This window comes from Streptomyces sp. NPDC030862 (assembly GCF_055571835.1).
The window spans coordinates 585541-603683 of sequence record NZ_JBVIEN010000001.1; the positions used below are offsets into that span (position 1 = coordinate 585541).

At 73.6% G+C, this 18143-nt stretch carries 18 protein-coding genes; 7 read left to right on the plus strand and 11 right to left on the minus strand.

All coding sequences use genetic code 11. The features are described from left to right. Nucleotides 1-77 precede the first annotated feature (77 nt). Nucleotides 78-818 (minus strand): class I SAM-dependent methyltransferase, encoded by a 741-nt coding sequence (locus ACZ42X_RS02685; protein ID WP_361415356.1) that lies wholly within the window; start codon nt 816-818, stop codon nt 78-80. Nucleotides 819-1008: 190 nt separating this feature from the next. Beyond that, nucleotides 1009-1509, minus strand: a complete 501-nt coding sequence (locus ACZ42X_RS02690) for an ATP-binding protein (protein ID WP_468284108.1) — start codon at nt 1507-1509, stop codon at nt 1009-1011. 198 nt (nt 1510-1707) lie between these two features. On the opposite strand from ACZ42X_RS02690, the gene ACZ42X_RS02695 reads away from it, so the two are divergent. Beyond that, on the plus strand, nt 1708-2457 hold the full coding sequence (locus ACZ42X_RS02695) for an enoyl-CoA hydratase/isomerase family protein (protein ID WP_468283509.1): 750 nt from the start codon (nt 1708-1710) through the stop codon (nt 2455-2457). Between the two features lies 1 nt (nt 2458). Continuing rightward, nucleotides 2459-3940 (plus strand): PE-PGRS family protein, encoded by a 1482-nt coding sequence (locus ACZ42X_RS02700; RefSeq protein ID WP_468283511.1) that lies wholly within the window; start codon nt 2459-2461, stop codon nt 3938-3940. Nucleotides 3941-3968: 28 nt separating this feature from the next. Here the strand turns inward: ACZ42X_RS02700 and ACZ42X_RS02705 are convergent, their stop codons facing one another. Beyond that, a complete protein-coding gene (locus ACZ42X_RS02705) occupies nt 3969-4619 on the minus strand; it encodes a DJ-1/PfpI family protein (protein WP_468283513.1) in 651 nt (216 codons plus the stop codon). 5 nt (nt 4620-4624) lie between these two features. Further along, nucleotides 4625-5605, minus strand: a complete 981-nt coding sequence (locus ACZ42X_RS02710; protein ID WP_468283515.1) for a GlxA family transcriptional regulator — start codon at nt 5603-5605, stop codon at nt 4625-4627. A 100-nt stretch (nt 5606-5705) separates the two neighbouring features. Here ACZ42X_RS02710 and ACZ42X_RS02715 point away from each other — a divergent pair, with 100 nt between their 5' ends. Continuing rightward, nucleotides 5706-6920: a glycosyltransferase gene (locus tag ACZ42X_RS02715; RefSeq protein ID WP_468283517.1), complete on the plus strand. Its 1215-nt coding sequence runs from the start codon at nt 5706-5708 to the stop codon at nt 6918-6920. A gap of 163 nt (nt 6921-7083) precedes the next feature. Here the strand turns inward: ACZ42X_RS02715 and ACZ42X_RS02720 are convergent, their stop codons facing one another. From ACZ42X_RS02720 to ACZ42X_RS02730, 3 genes are all read right to left on the minus strand, one after another. Further along, nucleotides 7084-7467: a DUF6069 family protein gene (locus ACZ42X_RS02720; RefSeq protein ID WP_468283519.1), complete on the minus strand. Its 384-nt coding sequence runs from the start codon at nt 7465-7467 to the stop codon at nt 7084-7086. Nucleotides 7468-7490: 23 nt separating this feature from the next. Then, the gene (locus tag ACZ42X_RS02725) at nt 7491-8102 is read right to left on the minus strand and encodes a TetR/AcrR family transcriptional regulator (protein ID WP_468283521.1); all 612 of its coding nucleotides are present in this window, start codon (nt 8100-8102) and stop codon (nt 7491-7493) included. Between the two features lie 123 nt (nt 8103-8225). Then, a complete protein-coding gene (locus tag ACZ42X_RS02730) occupies nt 8226-8948 on the minus strand; it encodes a VOC family protein (protein WP_468283523.1) in 723 nt (240 codons plus the stop codon). A 173-nt stretch (nt 8949-9121) separates the two neighbouring features. Between ACZ42X_RS02730 and ACZ42X_RS02735 the strand changes: the two genes are divergently transcribed. From ACZ42X_RS02735 to ACZ42X_RS02750, 4 genes are all read left to right on the plus strand, one after another. Then, complete coding sequence (locus ACZ42X_RS02735) at nt 9122-9985, plus strand: SCO6745 family protein (protein WP_468283525.1); 864 nt, start codon at nt 9122-9124, stop codon at nt 9983-9985. Nucleotides 9986-10061: 76 nt separating this feature from the next. Continuing rightward, entirely contained in the window at nt 10062-10193 is a 132-nt protein-coding gene (locus ACZ42X_RS02740; protein WP_260604312.1) for an LPFR motif small protein, read from the plus strand. 85 nt (nt 10194-10278) lie between these two features. After that, nucleotides 10279-12663 carry a Tex family protein gene (locus ACZ42X_RS02745; RefSeq protein ID WP_468283528.1) on the plus strand — a complete coding sequence of 795 codons (2385 nt, stop codon included), beginning with the start codon at nt 10279-10281 and terminating at the stop codon, nt 12661-12663. Nucleotides 12664-12746: 83 nt separating this feature from the next. Then, nucleotides 12747-12926: a hypothetical protein gene (locus ACZ42X_RS02750; RefSeq protein WP_468283530.1), complete on the plus strand. Its 180-nt coding sequence runs from the start codon at nt 12747-12749 to the stop codon at nt 12924-12926. Between the two features lie 11 nt (nt 12927-12937). Here ACZ42X_RS02750 and ACZ42X_RS02755 read toward each other — a convergent pair whose 3' ends face one another. The 4 genes from ACZ42X_RS02755 to ACZ42X_RS02770 form a co-directional block, all read right to left on the minus strand. Further along, nucleotides 12938-14578, minus strand: coding sequence for an ABC-F family ATP-binding cassette domain-containing protein (locus ACZ42X_RS02755; protein WP_468283532.1), 1641 nt, complete (start codon nt 14576-14578; stop codon nt 12938-12940). Continuing rightward, on the minus strand, nt 14575-15708 hold the full coding sequence (locus ACZ42X_RS02760) for an oxidoreductase (RefSeq protein WP_468283534.1): 1134 nt from the start codon (nt 15706-15708) through the stop codon (nt 14575-14577). The genes ACZ42X_RS02755 and ACZ42X_RS02760 overlap by 4 nt, the downstream gene beginning before the upstream one ends. Before the next feature lie 222 nt (nt 15709-15930). Beyond that, nucleotides 15931-16224 carry a hypothetical protein gene (locus ACZ42X_RS02765; protein WP_468283536.1) on the minus strand — a complete coding sequence of 98 codons (294 nt, stop codon included), beginning with the start codon at nt 16222-16224 and terminating at the stop codon, nt 15931-15933. Nucleotides 16225-16305: 81 nt separating this feature from the next. Beyond that, entirely contained in the window at nt 16306-18093 is a 1788-nt protein-coding gene (locus ACZ42X_RS02770) for a BCCT family transporter (RefSeq protein ID WP_468283538.1), read from the minus strand. Nucleotides 18094-18143 lie beyond the last annotated feature (50 nt).

Consider the following 18143-nt stretch of genomic DNA (forward strand, 5'->3'; position numbering starts at 1 on the left):
CGGCCGACGGCCCCACCTCTGTTCGGGCGAACCTCAGAGGTCGGGCCGTCGGCGTTACCGCGACGTCCGGTCGGGCGTCAGGCGCGGCAGCGCAGCATCACCAGCGGCGGGTTGGCGTGGAAGTCCGCCCAGAAGTCCGCGCCGAACTCGCGCACGCCGGCGTCGGACACCTCCATGGGGACCCAGGTCAGGTCGGTGAAGCCGGCCGCCCGCAGGCACTGCTCGTAGACGTCGCGGCGCGGGCGGTTGGCGACGAACGAGACCGGCGGGTCGAGCAGCGCCGTGGTCCGGACCTGGGGTCCGGTCTCGCCCTCCTCACCCGTGAGCTCGGTGCGGAAGCCGTACTTCTCGGGGGTCGGCCCGTCGAACCGGTAGTCGGGCGACTGGTTGAGCAGGAAGAGCTCGGCGCCGGGCTTCAGGCTGCGGTGCACGTTGCGGCACATCCGCTCCGTGGTGGCGATGTCCTGCGCGTAGTTGAGCAGCTGCACCGCCAGGCCGATGTCGAAAGGCTCCTCGAAGGTGCGCAGTTCGGCCGCGTCGCCCACCTCGTAGCGGATGCCCAGCGGCTCCTGCTCCTCCAGCGCCTGGGACACGGCGACCATTTCACCGGAGATGTCGATGCCGAGCACCTCCGCGGCGCCGCGCCGCTTGAACTCCCGGCTGTAGAAGCCGGTGCCGGAGGCCAGGTCGAGGACCGACTTGCCGCGTACGTCCCCGACCATGGCGAGGAAGCTGGGCACCACCACGTACCGCTCCAGCGTCAGGGCCTTGAAGCCCTCGTACGCCTCACCGATCTCGTCATACTGCTGCACGCTCATTGCGCCGTCCTCCCGTGTGCTTGCTCATGCGCATGGCTCGGCGCAAGTCCCGTTCCCGTTCCCGGGACACGCCGCCGCCTCTGCTGGGCAGTCTCTCCACATCACGACGGACTGTCGTACTGGCAGAAGCCACAAAGATCAGGCCACCGTCCCGGCCTCACGTACGGGCGGGTACCGCCGCACCCTCGCCTCAGGGCAACGGCGGCCCCGGTCTCAGGGGCAGTGCCGCCCAGATGATCTTGCCGCCGTTCGCGGTGTGCTCGACGTCGCACGTGCCGCCCGCCTCCCGGGTGATCTCGCGTACGAGCAGCAGTCCGCGGCCGCCCGTCCGCGCGGCGTCGGACTCCAGCGCCTTGGGGCGGTACGGGTGGTTGTCCTCCACGGACACCCGGATCCACTCCGGGCCGATCCCGACCTCGACCGCGACCTCGGGTGACAGCAGCGCCGCGTGCCGTACGGCGTTGGTCACGAGCTCGGAGACGATCAGCAGCAGCCCGTGCGCGACGTCCTCGCGGATGGGGGCGCATTGACGTTTCAGCAGATCCCTGACGGCGTGCCTGGCCTGCGGTACGGAGACGTCGACGGCGGGCGCGGTGAACCGCCAGACGCCGTCGTACGTCGGTGGCCGCGTCGGCGTGGGCGGGGGCGCCGGTGTCGGCGTCCGCGCCGGTGCGCTCCCACGGGATGCGATGGTCCGGCTTTCACCTTCGTGCTCGATTGTCGCCACGCAACGAGTGTGGGAGCGCCCGGAGCACCGCCCGGCCACTGACCGGAAGTCACCGCGTAGCCGACGCCTTTTGACCGAACGAGTCGCCGGGGATTGTCCTTTGACCGCTTTGTCGACACGCCTGCTCACGGCACGATCCCCGGCGACGGATAGCATCCGGCCATGGAGCAGCAGCCGCAGCTGGAGCACAGCGTCTCGGACGGTGTGGCCACCGTCGTCATCAGCAACCCCGCCAAGAGGAACGCCATGACGGCGGCGATGTGGCGCGCCCTGCCCGGCCTGCTCGCCGGACTGGCCGCCGACCGGGACGTCCGGGCGCTGGTGCTGACCGGCGCGGGCGCCACCTTCTGCGCCGGGGCGGACATCGCCTCGCTCGGCGCACCGGGCGACGAGCAGCAGACGCTGGCGGTCCGGGCCGAGGAGGCGCTGGCCGCCTTCCCGAAGCCGACGCTCGCCGCGGTGCGGGGCTACTGCGTGGGCGGCGGCAGCCAGCTCGCGGCCGCCTGCGACCTGCGGTTCGCCGAGGAGGGCGCGCTCTTCGGCATCACCCCGGCGAAGCTCGGCATCGTCTACCCCGCCTCCTCCACCCGCCGCCTGGTCTCGCTGGTGGGCCCGTCGGCCGCCAAGTACCTCCTCTTCTCGGGTGAACTGATCGACACGGAACGGGCCCTGCGCACCGGCCTGGTGGACGAGGTGCTCGCGCCGGGCGAACTGGGCAAGCGGGTGGCGGAGTTCACCCGGGTCCTGGTGTCCCGTTCGCAGCTGACGCAGGCGGCGGCGAAGGAGTTCGCGACCGGCCGCACGGACCGGGACGCGTACTGGGCGGAGCAGGCGCGTTCCAGCGGTGACACCGCCGAGGGGGTCGCCGCCTTCCTGGAGCGGCGGACGCCGCGCTTCACGTACGGGGTGTGAGATGGCGTCGACGGCCGCACTGCACGGCGCCTGGCTGCACGGCCTGGCCATGAACGCCTCCGCGCCGACGCGCGTGCTCCTCCGGGTACTGGGCATGGCGCCCGACCGTGAACTGCCCTTCAACTGGCGCTTCCGGCGGCTGCCGGCCGAGGTGATCGAGGCCTGGGCGCATCATCCGGACCCGAAGACCCGCCGCGCGGTGGCGGAGCACATCCACCTCACCCCCGAGCAGCGCACCTGGCTGCTCGACGTGGAGCCCCGGATGGCGTACGCCGTGGCGCTGCACGCCGGCTGGGATTCCTCCGCGCTGACCGATGCGGGCTTCGAGCGGCTGGCGACGCACGAGCACTACCTGGTGCGCGGTGAGATCGCCCGCCACCGCCGGCTGCCGCCCGCTCCGCTGCGTCGGCTGGCCATGGACCCGGAGCCGGGCATCCGCCGCGCGGCCTGCCCGAGCGCCTGGGAGCACCTCGACGCGGCGGAGCGGGCGGCGCTGCTGGCGGACGAGGACGACGCCGTACGCTCTGCGGCGCTGCTGAGTCACCACCGGGACGGACCGCCGATGGACCCGGCGGCGTACGCCTCCCTGGTCGACGACGGGCACCGGTACCCGCAGCAAGCTGCCGAGGAGTGCCGGCTCACGCGTGACCTCGCCGAGCGGCTGGTCCGGCACGAGGACTCCGGGACACGGTGCGCCGTGGCCCGCAACCCCCGCCTGGACGCGGACCTGGCGGCCGTCCTGTGCGAGGACCCCGACGACGCGGTACGCCTCAACGCCTCCGTCCATCCGGCGCTCACCGAGGAGCAGCGGGCGGCGGCGCGCGTGGAGGTGGCCCCGCACAACCGCCACTACCCGCTGCGCTGGGTCCAGGACCGGCACGGCGACGCAGACGAGATGCGCCGGTGCGCCGCGTCCGGACATGTGCTGCTGCGCCGCAGCGTCGCGACCGCGCGCAGCCTGCCCGCCGACGTGGTGGAACGCCTCGCGGCGGACGAGGACTTCGCCGTACGGCTCATGCTCGCCGAGCGGTGCGCCGAGGCCCCGGGACACCTGCTGCTGGAGATATGGGAGACCTGGGAGGGCCGCTCCGCCCACCACCTGCCCGAGCACCCGAACTTCCCGCGCGAGGGCCTGCTGCGGTACGCCGACGATCCGCGGCCCCGGATGCGGGAGCTCGCGCTGCTGGACCCGGACTGCCCGGCCGAGGTCGTCGAGCGGCTGAGCCGTGACCCGGAGGAGGCCGTACGCCGCCGTGCGCTGGACGACCCCCGCCTGTCGGCGGAGTCGGTGGTCCGGCTGACCCGCGACCCCGCGTGGTGGGTGAGGAACGCCGCAGTACGCGACCCCCGGCTGCCCGGCGAGGAGTTGGCCGCGCTGCTGGAGGACCGGGAGACCGCGGACGAGGCGGCGGCGAACCCCACCCTGCCCGAGGCCACGATGCACGAGCTCATGGACCGGGCGGGGCTGCCGGACGTCGCCTAGCGTCCGTCTTCCGGATCCTCAGGTCTGATCAGGCCTGATCAGATCCTGGGGTCGGCGACGGGGCTTCGCCGCGCATACGGGCCACGATCTCGGCCGGGGCCTTCTCCGGGGAGCCGGAGTCGTACGGGGGACGCGGGTCGTACTCGGTCATCAGCTGGACGGTCTGCGCGACGGTGTCGCCTGCGATGCGGCCCAGCAGGTGGAGGGCCATGTCGATGCCGGACGAGACGCCGGCGGCCGTGACGTACTTGCCGTCGAAGACGACCCGCTCGCCGGTCGGTTCGGCGCCGAGCTCCTTCAGCCTGTCCATGGCGAGCCAGTGGGTCGTGGCGCGGCGGCCCCCCAGGAGCCCCGCCGCCGCGAGCAGCAGGGAGCCGGTGCAGACGGAGGTGGTCCAGGTGGTGGTGGCGTCGGCGGTGCGGAGCCAGTCGAGGAGCTCCTCGTCGCGCAGGACCGGCTCCCACTCGCCGGTCCCCGGAACGATGACGATGTCGGGGCGCGGGAGCTCGGCGAGGGTGCGGTCGGCGACGAGGGCGAGGTTGCCCTGGTCGTTGCGGACCGGCCCGGTCTCCTTGGCGACGAACCGGGTTTCGGCGCCGGGCAGGTGGCTGATCATCTCGAAGGGCCCGATGGCGTCGAGGCTGGTGAAGCCCGGGTAGAGGAGGATGGCGATCCGCATGGGCGTCAACTGTCCTTTCGTGGGACGGGTACGTGGGGCGCGTGGAAGCGCCGCCGGTATTCGGCGGGCGCGGTCCCGAACGCCTTGACGAAGGCGCGGCGCATCGCCTCGGGCGTGCCGTAGCCGGCGGCCCGGGCGACCTCCTGGACCCCGTCGGGGGTGTCCTCCAGCAGGCGCCGCGCGTGTTCGAGGCGGACCCGGTCGACGTAGCGGCCGGGGGTCGTGCCGGTCTCCGCCCGGAAGGCGCGGGCGAAGTGGCGCGGTGAGAGGCTGGCGCGGGCGGCCAGGGCGTCGACCGAGAGGTCGGCGGCCGGGTGCTCGGTGATGAACCGCTGCAGCTCGCGCAGCGGTTCGCGCCGGGCGGTCTGGGCGGCGAGCTGGGCGCTGAACTGGGCCTGGTTGCCCGGGCGGCGCAGGAAGACCACCAGGTGGCGGGCGATGGTGAGCGCCGTGTCCCGGCCGAGGTCCTCCTCGACCAGGGCGAGGGCGAGGTCGATGCCCGCCGTGACCCCGGCGGAGGTGGCGAGGTTCCCGTCGCGTACGAAGATCGGCTCCGGGTCGACCTCCACCGCCGGGTGGTCGCGGGCGAGGTGGTCGCAGAACGCCCAGTGGGTGGTGACGCGCCGGCCGTCCAGCAGGCCCGCCTCGGCGAGGAGGACCGCGCCGGTGCAGACCGACACCAGGCGTTCGGCGCGCGGTGCGTGCACGCGCAGCCAGTCGATCAGGCGCGGGTCGGGTGCGCGCGTGCCGTCGCCGCCGGGGACCAGGAGGGTGTGCGGCGGCTCGGCGTCGGCGAGCGAGGTGTCGGCGGCCAGCCGCAGGCCGCTCTGGGTGCGGACGGGCTCTCCGTCGAGCGAGGCGGTACGGATCGGGTAGGGGGCGACGGCGCCGAGGTGTGCCGCCCCGGCGAACACCTCCACCGGTCCGGTGACGTCCAGGCTCTGCACGCCGTCGAAGAGGACGACGAGTACGGGTCGCTGCGTCATGTCCCCCATCCTTCGGGGCACGGCCCGGTGGCGGCAATGACGAGAACCCCACCTTTCCTGCCATGCGCCGGGTACTTCGCGTCGCGAGGAGAATCGGGGCATGCGCATTCTGATCATCACCGCCGGTTCACGCGGCGACGTCGCGCCGTTCACGGGCCTGGGGCGGGGCCTGCTGGACGCCGGCCATCAGGTGGCCGTGGCCGCGCACCCCTCCTTCGAGGCTCTCGTCGGCGGGTGCGGCCTCGACTACCGGCCCGTGCCGGGGGACGCTCAGGGGCTGATCCGGGACTGGTCCCGCGCGGCGTCGCGGGAGGAGGTCCAGGCACTGACGAGGGCGTACGCGGACGGGCTCGCCGACGGGGTGGCGGAGGCCGTGGCGGGCGGAGCCGACCTGCTGCTCACCGCCTTCGGCCCGGCGGCGCTCAGCCGGACGGCCGGCGAAGCGCTCGGCGTCCCCGTCATCGGCACCTACCTCGTACCGTCCTTCGCCACCAGGCGCTTTCCGCTGCCCAACGCTCGGAACACCGACGGCCTGGGACCGGAGGGCAACCTCGCCGCGGGCCGGGATGTGCTGAGGCGCGCGGACGGCGTCTTCGCGGGCGCCGTCACCCGGCTGCGCGCCCGCCTCGGACTGCCCGCCGATGCGCCCTCGGCGGCGGCGGACGTGCGGCCGGTCTTCCACGGATTCAGCCCGCTGGTGGTGCCGCGCCCCGAGGACTGGCCGTCCTGGGTCGAAGTGGCGGGCTACTGGTGGCCCGCGCGGCCGGACGGCTGGCAGCCCCCTGCCGGACTGGTCGACTTCCTCCAGGCCGGTCCGCCTCCGGTGTTCATCGGGTTCGGCAGTATGGCGGTGGGCCAGGGGGAGCGGCTCAGCGAGCTGGTGGCCGCGGCGGTGGAGCGGGCGGGCGTGCGCGCGGTGGTGCAGGCGGGGTGGGCCGGTCTGAACGGCTGCGGCGCCGACGTCCTGGCCATCGGGGACGTCCCGCACGACTGGCTGTTCCCGCGCACCGCCGCCGTCGTCCATCACGCCGGCGCGGGCACCACCGCGGCCGGCCTGCGGGCGGGCGTGCCCGCCGTGCCCGTTCCGGTCATGGCCGACCAGCCGTTCTGGGCGTCTCGGCTGCACGAGCTGGGCGTCGCCCCGCGACCTGTGCCGTTCCAGGATCTCAGCGCCGAAGCCCTCGGCGACGCGATCACGGCCTGCCTCTCCGAACCGGCCCACCGCCGTCGCGCGACCGAACTCGCCCGCGGGATCGCCGCGGAGGACGGCACCGCTTCGCTGCTCGCCCACATCGGCTCGCAGGCCACCGGATGAGCGCATGACCGCGCCGCTGTGCCAGGCTCCCGGGGGCGCTTCCGCCGCATCCGGCGCCGGCGAAACGCGCGGTCGACTCGAGCGCCCGGTGCGGGACAGCCTCGTACCGCGCAAGCTCACCCCCTCCATCCGGCGCTGTCTGCGGCGTACTTGGTGCCGGCGGTCAGTCCCTGGCGGCAGCGGCTCCCACCCCGCGGGAGCTGCCGCCCAGCCCCGGGATCAGCACCGCCGCCACCGCCAGGTGCATCACGGCGAGGGAGACCCGGGTGCCGCCGTCCATGCCGTCGCCGGTGAACGGCAGGAAGGACAGAGCCAGTACGGTGCCGGCCGCCCCGGTCCACAGGGCGCGGGCGCGCCGCGTCCCGAACCGCTCCAGGGCGGCCAGCAGTCCCCAGCCGGAGAGCGACGCGAGCAGGGCGACGACCGCCACGGGCGCGGCGCCGAGGTCGAGCGTCTGCTCGCCGTCGGCGATCCGTAACCGGTGGCCCAGCAGTGGGTCCGTCACCAGCCACACCAGGACGGGGGCCAGGACGGCCAGGGCGGACACCGCCAGGCGCCTTCGCCGCGCGCTCACTTGGCGTCCCCGGAGAGCGCCCCGTGCAGGAAGACCTCCACCAGCTCCTGCGGGGTCAGGTCGGGCTCGTCCTCCGTACGCGGCTGGATGAAGAGCAGCCCGAAGAAGAGGGCCGCGATCTGCTCCGGCGGCCGGCGCAGGGCGGCCTTGTCGGGCTCCAGCAGCTCCACGAGGGCCGCGCGGATACGGGTCGTCGACTCGTCGCGGCCCGCGCCGCGCACCGTGCCGGGGTGCTTGCCGCCACGATGCCCCAGCGAGCCGGCGATCGCGCCCATCCTGGACATGTGCGCCTGCAGCGCCTCGGCCGCCTCCGCGAGCCGGTCGGGCAGCGGCTGGGACACGTCGATCGCGTCGAGCTCGCGGACCGCGTGCTCGGGCGAGAGCGCCTCGGCCATGCACGCCTGCAGGAGCTCCTCCTTGTCGGCGAAGACGCGGAAGATCGTGCCCTCGCCGATGCCCGCGGCCCGGGCGATCTTCGCGGTCGTCACCGCGGCGCCGTACTCGGCGATCAGCGGGATCGCGGTCTGGATGATCATTTCGCGGCGCCGCTCCGGCGACATACCGGGGGCGCGGCGGCGGGTGGTCTGGTTCTCCTGAGGCTCTGTCATGACGGCAAGACTACGGAGTGAGTACTCACTCCGCAATGAGTGAGTACTCACTCCGCCCGCTGCACACATGCGTACCGCGGTGACGCCGCGCTCCCGCCGCACGAGGGATCGCGGCCCGGGTGCTCAGGGCTTCGGCCGTCCTCCACCCAGCGAGTGCACACGGAACGTCAGCCCTTCGGGGCTGTGCAGCCTCAGCACGGGCTGGTCGGCCTCCCGGCTCCAGGTGGTGAGGCCCTGGCCACCGGCCACGCGGGAGACGACGCCGTCCACGTCGTCGACGCCGACGCTGAGTTCCCACTGCGGGGTGGCGACGGGGTCGCCCGGCGCGATGAAGGCGGCAGCCTCCAGAGGAGCGCCCGTCACCGCGGAGTAGAAGGCCCGGGCCCGGGCCGGCTGGTCGCAGGCCAGGACCATGTGGTGCGGGGCGCCGGCCAGGCCGGGCGGGAACCCCCACCCGGTGAACCGGTACGACTGCCACAGGGAGAAGGCGGCACCCACCGGATCGATCAGGGTCGCCACACGGCCCTGGTCGCCCGCGTCGAAGGGGGCCACGACGAGACGCGCGCCGTGCGCCGTGGCGGCTTCGGTGCGGCGGTCGACGTCGTCGACGGCCAGGTAGTACGCGACGTGGGCGGGTGTGTCCGGCGGGTAGACCGGGTTCGCGAGGTCGCTGACGCCACCGATCGGGTACCCCTCGATGGTTATCTTGGTGGCCCGGCGCCAGTCCTCCTCGTCCACGGCGGAACGCCAGCCCAGCGCCGCGGCCAGGAAGGCGGCGGTGCCGGACGGGTCACGGGTTTTCAGGTCCATCCAGCAGAACTCGTTCAACGAACCGAGGGTGGTCATGGCGTCCTCCTTGGCTTCCCCGTGCTGGGTATCGACTCGCGGGACGCACGCGCAACCGGGTTTCCGCGCCGCCGGTCTCCGCTGTGCGCATCGCGGACGGCGGGCGAACACCGGCGGCCAGGTTCCGCGCACGGCCTGGCCTGACGTACCGACCAGTCGGTAACGTACTGCTCATGACGACTCTGCCGCCGCGCGCCGGCCGCCGCTGCCACAACGCACTCAACCCGCTCCACTCGACGGTCTACTTCTCCCCCGACTACGCCAAGGAGCTCGCCGGGCTGGGCGTGGAGGACTCCAGCGCCGCGTACTTCGCCGGACGCGCCGCCGCGATGGGGGCGGTGGGCCCCGGCGTGGTCGCGGCCGCGTTCTACAACTTCAACCACGAGCTCGTCGCCCGCCACCTCCCCGCCGTCTGGGACACCGCCTCCCCCGAGACCGTGCTGGCGGCGCGGCTGCGGGCCGCCGACGCCACGCTGCGGCGCCTGCTCGGCGACGAGGCGGTCGCCTCGGAGGCGATGGCCGAGGCCGCCCGGCTCGCCCTGCGCGCCACCGAGGCGTGCACGCGACACGCGCGCCCGCTGTACGCCGCCCACGCCGACCTGCCGGTACCCGAGGAGCCGCACCTCGCGTACTGGCACGCCGCGACGCTGCTGCGCGAGCACCGCGGGGACGCGCACCTGGTCGCGCTGCTGGCCGCCGGGCTGGACCCGCTGGAGGCGCTGGTCAGCCATACGGCGACCGGCAAGGGCATGGCCCCGCGCTGGATCCTCGCCACCCGTGGCTGGAGCCGCGCCGACTGGGACGCGGCGGCAGGCCGGCTCCGCGAGCGCGGCCTGCTGGACGAGGCCGGCGACCTGACGGAGGCCGGCTCCGCCCTGCGCGCGGAGCTGGAGGAGCACACCGACCGCCTGGACGCCGCCCCCTACGAGCACCTCGGCGCGGCGGACGTCGAGCGCCTCACGGAGCTGGGGCGCGGCTTCCTGGCCGCGGCGGTGGCGGCGGGCGCGTTCCCTCAGGACCTGGCCGGCAAGGGCTGACGGCGGAGGGCCGACGTTTCGCGGCGTCGGGCGCGGCAACCCGCAGGGGGCAACCAACAGGACATGGAGGTGTCCCTTGCGTACCATCGCGGACTTCTTCCGCATGATCGGCTCGGCCGTCGCGACCGTGGTGACCCTGCCCTTCCGGCTGCTGGCACGGCTCTTCGGCGGGGCGTCACGGGGCGGGGGCAGGGCGCGCCGCGCCTGACGGCAGGGCAGGCGGACACGTCGCGCGGTGACCCGGCAGAATGCAGGCTCAAGCTGGTAGGCACGAGAAGGCGAGTCGGGACACCGTGACGACGTCCATCGAAGGCAGGATCGCCGAGGAGCTCGGCGTACGGGAGCGGCAGGTGAGGGCGGCCGTCGAGCTGCTCGACGGCGGGTCGACCGTGCCGTTCATCGCGCGCTACCGCAAGGAAGCGACCGAGATGCTCGACGACGCGCAGCTGCGCACGCTCGAGGAGCGGCTGCGCTACCTGCGGGAGCTGGAGGAGCGGCGGACCGCGATCCTCGACTCCGTACGCGAGCAGGGCAAGCTCACCGAGGAGCTCGAGGCGCGGATCCGGGAGGCCGACACCAAGGCGCGCCTGGAGGACATCTACCTGCCGTTCAAGCCGAAGCGGCGCACCAAGGCGCAGATCGCGCGCGAGGCGGGCCTGGAGCCGCTGGCCGACGGACTGCTCGGCGACCCGTCGGTGGAGCCGCTGACCGCGGCCGCCGCGTTCGTCGACCCCGACAAGGGCGTCGCGGACCCGGCCGCCGCGCTGGAGGGCGCCCGCGCGATCCTCACCGAGCGGTTCTCGGAGGACGCCGACCTGATCGGCGAGGTGCGCGAGCGGATGTGGACGCGCGGCCGGCTGGTGGCGAAGGTCCGCGAGGGCAAGGAGGAGGCGGGCGCGAAGTTCGCCGACTACTTCGACTTCGCCGAGCCCTTCACCGAGCTGCCCTCGCACCGGGTGCTGGCGATGCTGCGCGGCGAGAAGGAGGAGGTCCTCGACCTCGTCCTGGAGCCGGAGGAGCCGGTCGAGGGCCCCTCGTCGTACGAGGCGATCATCGCGTCCCGCTTCGGGATCGCGCAGCGGGGGCGACCGGGTGACAAGTGGCTCGCGGACACGGTCCGCTGGGCCTGGCGCACCCGCATCCTCGTCCACCTCGGCATCGACCTGCGGCTGCGGCTGCGCACGGCGGCCGAGGACGAGGCGGTACGGGTCTTCGCCGCGAACCTGCGCGACCTGCTGCTGGCCGCCCCGGCCGGGACGCGGGCGACGCTCGGGCTCGACCCCGGTTTCCGTACGGGCGTGAAGGTGGCGGTCGTGGACGCGACCGGCAAGGTCGTCGCCACCGACACGATCTATCCGCACGTGCCCGCCAACAAGTGGGACCAGTCGCTGGCGGCCCTGGCCCGGCTGGCGAAGGAGCACGCGGTCGAGCTGATCGCCATCGGCAACGGCACCGCGTCGCGCGAGACGGACAAGCTCGCCGGCGAACTCATCGCCAAGCACCCGGAGTTGAACCTGACGAAGGTGATGGTGTCGGAGGCGGGCGCGTCGGTCTACTCGGCCTCCGCCTTCGCCTCGCAGGAGCTGCCGGAGCTCGATGTGTCGCTGCGCGGCGCGGTGTCGATCGCGCGCCGCCTCCAGGACCCGCTCGCCGAGCTGGTGAAGATCGACCCGAAGTCCATCGGCGTCGGCCAGTACCAGCACGACCTGTCCGAGGTGAAGCTCTCGCGGTCGCTGGACGCAGTGGTCGAGGACTGTGTGAACGGCGTCGGGGTCGACGTCAACACCGCGTCGGCGCCCCTGCTGTCGCGCGTCTCCGGTATCGGCGCCGGTCTCGCGGAGAACATCGTGGCGCACCGGGACGCCAACGGCCCCTTCCGGTCGCGCAAGGCGCTCAAGGCCGTGCCGCGGCTGGGCCCGAAGGCGTACGAGCAGTGCGCGGGCTTCCTGCGGATCCGGGGCGGCGACGATCCGCTGGACGCGTCGAGCGTGCACCCGGAGGCGTACCCGGTGGTGCGGCGGATCGTGAAGACGACGGGCGGCGAGGTGGCCTCGCTGATCGGCAACACGTCGGTGCTGCGGTCGCTGCGGGCGGACGACTTCGTGGACGAGACCTTCGGTCTGCCGACGGTCACCGACATCCTGCGCGAGCTGGAGAAGCCGGGGCGTGACCCGCGGCCCGCGTTCAAGACGGCCACCTTCAAGGAGGGCGTCGAGAAGATCGGCGACCTGGAGCCGGGGATGGTGCTGGAGGGTGTCGTCACGAACGTGGCCGCCTTCGGGGCCTTCGTGGACGTCGGTGTGCACCAGGACGGGCTCGTGCACGTCTCGGCCATGTCGCGGAACTTCGTCAAGGACCCGCGCGAGGTGGTGAAGCCGGGCGACGTGGTGAAGGTGAAGGTGCTGGAGGTCGACATCCCGCGCAAGCGGATCTCGCTGACGCTGCGGCTGGACGACGAGAAGCCCGGCGGTCCGGCGGCGCCGGGGCAGAAGGGGCCGAAGCGCGAGCGGGGCGGCGGCGGCCGGCCGCCACAGCAGCGCAGGGGCGGCGCGGGCGCAGGCGGTGGTGGCGGCGGGGGCAAGGCCCAGACGCCTGCGCCGGGCAACAGCGCCATGGCGGACGCCCTGCGCAAGGCGGGCCTGCTCGGCGGCGACGGCGGGGGCAAGCGCCGCCGCTGAGGCGAGGGGCGGGGCCCCGGGGTGCTCCCGGGGACCCGCCCGCCCGGCGTGCGGGCGCTTACGGGGTGTGTGACCCTGGCCGCATGAACCAGGTCGGTGACAAGCCCGAGGAAGTCCGCAAGCACCTCCAGGAGGAGCAGCGGGACGCCCGTCGGAAGGAACGCAAGCCCGGCGACGACCGGTCCGCGAAGACGCCGGGCCCGGTCCGGCGCGACGACGAGCCGTTCGAGGAGCCGTATGAGGAGCCCGAGGACCGCCCGTAGCGGCCACGGGGTCAGACCTCGGTGACCTTGCCGTCCGCCACCTCGACGCGGCGGGTCGTACGCACCGCGTCCAGCATGCGGCGGTCGTGGGTGACCAGCAGCAGCGTGCCCGCGTAGGAGTCGAGCGCGGACTCCAGCTGCTCGATCGCCGGCAGGTCGAGGTGGTTGGTCGGCTCGTCCAGCACGAGCAGGTTCACGCCCCGCCCCTGGAGCAGCGCGAGCGCGGCGCGGGTCCGTTCGCCCGGGGAGAGAGAGGTCGCCGGGCGCAGCACGTGGTGGGACTTGAGGCCGAACTTCGCCAGCAGCGTGCGTACCTCGGCGGGCTCGGTGTCCGGTACGGCCGCGCAGAACGCGTCCAGCAGCGACTCGGTGCCGTGGAAGAGGCGACGGGCCTGGTCGACCTCGCCGACCACGACCCCTGCGCCGAGGGCGGCGTGGCCCGCGTCCAGCGGGAGCCGGCCCAGGAGGGCGGCGAGCAGGGTGGACTTGCCCGCGCCGTTGGCTCCGGTGATGGCCACCCGGTCGGCCCAGTCGATCTGGAGGCTGGCCGGGCCGAAGCGGAACTCGCCCCGCCGGACCTCCGCGTCCCGGAGGGTCGCCACGACGGCGCCGGAGCGCGGAGCGGCGGCAATCTCCATCCGCAGCTCCCACTCCTTGCGGGGCTCCTCGACCACGTCCAGGCGCTCGATCATGCGCTGGGTCTGGCGGGCCTTGGCGGCCTGCTTCTCGCTCGCCTCGCTGCGGAACTTGCGGCCGAGCTTGTCGTTGTCGTTGCCGGCCTTGCGGCGGGCGTTCTTGACGCCCTTGTCCATCCAGGAGCGCTGCATCTGGGCGCGGCCTTCGAGGGCGGCCTTCTTGTCGGCGTACTCCTCGAAGTCCTCGCGGGCGTGGCGGCGGGCGGTCTCCCGTTCCTCCAGGTAGGCGTCGTAGCCGCCGCCGTACAGCCGGATCTGCTGCTGGGCGAGGTCGAGCTCCAGGACCTTGGTGGCGGTGCGGGCGAGGAACTCGCGGTCGTGGCTGATGACGACCGTCCCGGCACGCAGGCCGGTGACGAAGCGCTCCAGCCGCTCCAGGCCGTCGAGGTCGAGGTCGTTGGTCGGCTCGTCGAGCAGGAAGACGTCGTAGCGGGAGAGGAGCAGGGAGGCGAGTCCGGCGCGGGCGGCCTGGCCGCCGGAGAGCGCGGTCATCGGCAGGTCGAGGCCGACGGTGAGGCCGAGGGAGTCGGCGACCTCCTCGGCGCGCTCGTCGAGGTCGGCGCCGCCGAGGTCCAGCCAGCGCTCCAGGGCGGTGGCGTAGGCGTCGTCGGCGCCGGGCGCGCCGTCGACGAGCGCCTGGGTGGCCGCGTCCATCGCCTCCTGGGCCGCGGCCACGCCGGTGCGGCGGGCGAGGAAGCCGCGTACGGTCTCACCCTCGCGGCGCTCGGGCTCCTGCGGGAGGTGCCCCACGGTGGCGGTCGGCGGCGACAGGCGCAGCTCCCCGTGCTCTGGGGCGTCGAGTCCGGCGAGGAGCCGGAGCAGGGTCGACTTGCCCGCGCCGTTGACGCCGACGAGGCCGATGACGTCCCCGGGTGCGACGACGAGGTCGAGGGCGGAGAAGAGGGAGCGTTCGCCGTGGCCGGCGGCGAGGTCCTTGGCGACGAGAGTGGCAGTCATAGCGGATCGATCCTAGGGGGTGCCACGGGTGCGACGAGCACGCTGCCCATGGCCCGGGCCACCAGGTACGCCCGGCCGCCCGCGACGCGGGCGTCCAGCGGGAGGCGGTGCGCGCCCGGCTCCAGTACGCCGTCGAAGAGGTGGTGGGTGCGGGTGCGGCGGAGGCGGTCCAGGCGGTACGCGGTGAGCTGCACGCGGCAGCGGGAGGCGAGCTCGACGACCACCTCGCCGTCGGCCGCGTGCAGGCGGGTCAGCCGCCGCCGCCCGGCGGGGGCGGGGTCCAGGGCGTGCTCGATCTGCGCCACGAGCAGGGGCACGACGGGCGCGAGGCCCTCGACGTACGCGACCTCCTCGACCCCCGCCGCGGTGAAGGCCTCCTCGACGGCGGCGCGCCGTGCGCGGTCCAGGCCCGGGGCGAAGGCGACCGCCCCGTACGCCCGCAGCTCCTGGGGCGGCACGGCGACGGCGTCCTCGGCGATGTCGGCGCCGATGCCGAGGGTGCGCAGGGCGGCGGCGAGCCGGGCGAGGACCGCGACGCGGGCGCCGATCAGCAGGACGCGGCGGCGGGCGGGGGCTCCGGGCAGGAGCCGCTCCAGCGCGCTGCGGTACTCGTCGGCGCGGAAGCGGAAGGGGCCGATGCCGTGGTAGACGTCGAAGGCCGGGTCGACGGTCTCGCCGGTCTGCCAGGCGAAGTCGCGCCAGACGATGTCGCCGCAGCTCTCTCCACCGCCGCCGTCACCACCGCCGGTGCCGCCGTCGTCCCGCTCGATGACGGCGGTGACGGCGCCGCACGCGAGCGCCTCGCACTCGGGGCAGCCGTAGACGACGTACCGCCCGTCCGGTAACGGCGGCTCGGCGTCGAGCAGCAGCCGGCGCACATGGTCGGTGAGGATGGCGGGCGGTACGTCGGAGGCGAGCGGCGACACGGCGTCGAGGTCGGCGAGCCGGTGGAGCAGGGGGCTGCCGTCGATGACGAAGTCCATGTACTCGCGGTGCAGTTGGTAGGAGCCGTCCGCCAGGACCGCCCCGGCCCGGACGGCCGGGGTCAGCGCGAAGGACGCGTAGGCGCGGCCGGCGGCGGGGTCGCGCTGACCGTGAGGCTCGCGGTCGTGCTCCTGCTCGGCAGACATGCCGGGAGTATGCCCGTGACCGGGGCTGGGGCACCGTCCTGGCCGCGGGGCCCGGACATGCCGAAAGGGCCGCGGGTGGCGGCCCTTTCGGGGTTCCCGACCGGTCGGCCGCCCTCGTGGGGAGGTCCGATGCCGGTCGGTGGTCTCGGAGTCGCGCGGGTCACCGGCCCTAAGGCCGGTGACCCGCGGTTCAGTCCGGGACGGACACGGGGGCGACGGGCATCAGCGCGGGAACGGCTTGCTCGCGCTGTTGTCTCCGTCGACGCAGGCCTTCAGCTTGCGCTCGATCGCCGTGGCCAGCGCGCGGGCCTTGGCGGCCTCCGTCTTGCGGCCGTCGCGCTCCAGGCGCTGCGCCTTCTGCCGCAGGTCGGCGATCTGGTTCTCCATCTGGGCGATGTGGCAGGTGCCCGTCTTGGCGACCAGGTCGACCGAGGGCCGGTCCACGTGGGCGCCGCCGATCAGGAGCCCGCCCGCCACCAGGGCGGAGACGGCCAGCGCGGAAATACGTACACGCATAGAAAAGGAGCCTCAACTTCCGGGCTGTGCGGGCCCGTTCGTGGGGTTGATCATTACCGACTGGTAACCATAGCGCAACGATCACCTCTCCCCGGACGGCCGGTCACGCCCCTCCCCCGGCTCCTCGCCACCCTTCGGCCCGGGCTCGGGCCGACGCCCGGCGTCCGGCTCGGCCGGCCCGATGCGGATCTCGAACTCGCCCGCGTACTTCTCGTGGCCCGCGATCACCGCCTCCTCCACGGCCTCCTCGGCGAGTTCGCCGCGGACGATCAGCGGGTCCTGCCGGAGGTCCCGCATGAGGGCCCAGCACATGCCGACCATCACCAGCACGAACGGCGCCGCGACGAGGATCGTCAGGTGCTGGAGGCCGGCGAGCGCGTCGCCCTTGCCCTCGCCGACGAGCAGCATCACGGCCGCGACGGCCCCGGTCACGATGCCCCAGAAGACGACGACGAACCGGGCCGGTTCGAAGGTGCCCTTCTGGGAGAGGGTGCCCATCACGATCGAGGCCGCGTCGGCGCCGGAGATGAAGAAGATGCCGACCAGGATCATGACCACCAGGCTCATCACCCCGGCGATCGGGAACTCCTGGAGCACGCCGAACAGCTGCGCCTCCTGCGTCGCGTCGGCCGCGAGCCGGCCCCGCTCCTCCAGGCGCATGGCGGTGCCGCCGAAGACGGCGAACCAGATCAGGCTCACCGTGCTGGGCACCAGGATCACGCCGCCGACGAACTGGCGGATGGTCCGGCCCCGGCTGATGCGGGCGATGAACATGCCGACGAACGGCGTCCAGGAGATCCACCACGCCCAGTAGAAGACCGTCCAGCTGCTGAGCCAGTCGGCCACGTCACCGCCGCCGGTCGCCGCCTCCGTGCGTCCGGCGAGCTGCGGCAGCTCGCCGAGGTAGGAGGCGAGCGAGGTGGGGATCAGGTCGAGGACCAGGATGGTGGGGCCGGCGACGAAGACGAAGAGGGCGAGTACGACGGCCAGCACCATGTTCGTGTTCGACAGCCACTGGATGCCGCGCTCCACTCCGGAGACCGCCGAGAGGACGAAGCACACCGTCAGCACGGCGATGATGGAGACCAGCAGCCCGGTCCCGGCCTCGCCCAGCCAGCCCACCTCGCGCATGCCGCTGCCGATCTGGAGCGCGCCCAGGCCCAGCGAGGTGGCGGAGCCGAAGAGCGTGGCGAAGATGGCGAGGATGTCGATCACCCGGCCGGGCGCTCCCTCGGCCCGCCTCTTGCCGATCAGCGGGGTGAAGACGGCGCTGATGTTCTGCCGTCTGCGGCGCCGGAAGGTGCTGTACGCGATGGCCAGGCCCACCACCGCGTAGATGGCCCAGGGGTGCAGGGTCCAGTGGAACAGCGTGGTCGCGAGCGCCGTCTGCATGGCGTCCGCCGAGTCCGCCGGGTCGGTTCCCGGCGGCGGCGTGGTGTAGTGCGCGAGCGGCTCGCTCACGCCGTAGAACATCAGTCCGATGCCCATGCCCGCGCTGAACATCATGGCGACCCACGAGATGGTCTTGAACTCGGGCTCCTCGTGCTCCTGCCCCAGCTCGATGCGACCGTAGCGGCTGACGGCGAGCCAGAGGGCGAAGACGACGAACCCCGAGGCGGCCAGGACGAACGCCCAGCCGCCGTTGTGCATCAGCCCGCCGAGCATCGTGTCGGAGAGGCTCTCCAGGGACTCGGTGGCCGTGGAGCCCCAGATGACGAAGGCGAGGGTGAGGACGGCCGCCACGCCGAACACCACCGCGTCGGTCACGGGCGGCTTCTCCTCGTGCGGGTGGCGGCCCGGGAGGGCCGCCTTCACCGGCAACCGCAGCCGTTGCCCCGGTTTGCGTTCGTCCTGCGACACAGGCGGCACCTTTCACGAATCCAGCAGTGATTTCGCTCCTCGGTACCCCCTACCACATG

What these genes read in the sequence shown, in the direction of transcription:
- ACZ42X_RS02685 (WP_361415356.1), bottom strand. Translation starts at nt 818, where the DNA reads ATGAGCGTGCAGCAGTATGACGAGATCGGTGAGGCGTACGAGGGCTTC.
- ACZ42X_RS02695 (WP_468283509.1), top strand. Translation starts at nt 1,708, where the DNA reads ATGGAGCAGCAGCCGCAGCTGGAGCACAGCGTCTCGGACGGTGTGGCC.
- ACZ42X_RS02700 (WP_468283511.1), top strand. Translation starts at nt 2,459, where the DNA reads ATGGCGTCGACGGCCGCACTGCACGGCGCCTGGCTGCACGGCCTGGCC.
- ACZ42X_RS02705 (WP_468283513.1), bottom strand. Translation starts at nt 4,619, where the DNA reads ATGCGGATCGCCATCCTCCTCTACCCGGGCTTCACCAGCCTCGACGCC.
- ACZ42X_RS02710 (WP_468283515.1), bottom strand. Translation starts at nt 5,605, where the DNA reads ATGACGCAGCGACCCGTACTCGTCGTCCTCTTCGACGGCGTGCAGAGC.
- ACZ42X_RS02715 (WP_468283517.1), top strand. Translation starts at nt 5,706, where the DNA reads ATGCGCATTCTGATCATCACCGCCGGTTCACGCGGCGACGTCGCGCCG.
- ACZ42X_RS02725 (WP_468283521.1), bottom strand. Translation starts at nt 8,102, where the DNA reads ATGACAGAGCCTCAGGAGAACCAGACCACCCGCCGCCGCGCCCCCGGT.
- ACZ42X_RS02730 (WP_468283523.1), bottom strand. Translation starts at nt 8,948, where the DNA reads ATGACCACCCTCGGTTCGTTGAACGAGTTCTGCTGGATGGACCTGAAA.
- ACZ42X_RS02735 (WP_468283525.1), top strand. Translation starts at nt 9,122, where the DNA reads ATGACGACTCTGCCGCCGCGCGCCGGCCGCCGCTGCCACAACGCACTC.
- ACZ42X_RS02750 (WP_468283530.1), top strand. Translation starts at nt 12,747, where the DNA reads ATGAACCAGGTCGGTGACAAGCCCGAGGAAGTCCGCAAGCACCTCCAG.
- ACZ42X_RS02755 (WP_468283532.1), bottom strand. Translation starts at nt 14,578, where the DNA reads ATGACTGCCACTCTCGTCGCCAAGGACCTCGCCGCCGGCCACGGCGAA.
- ACZ42X_RS02760 (WP_468283534.1), bottom strand. Translation starts at nt 15,708, where the DNA reads ATGTCTGCCGAGCAGGAGCACGACCGCGAGCCTCACGGTCAGCGCGAC.
- ACZ42X_RS02765 (WP_468283536.1), bottom strand. Translation starts at nt 16,224, where the DNA reads ATGCGTGTACGTATTTCCGCGCTGGCCGTCTCCGCCCTGGTGGCGGGC.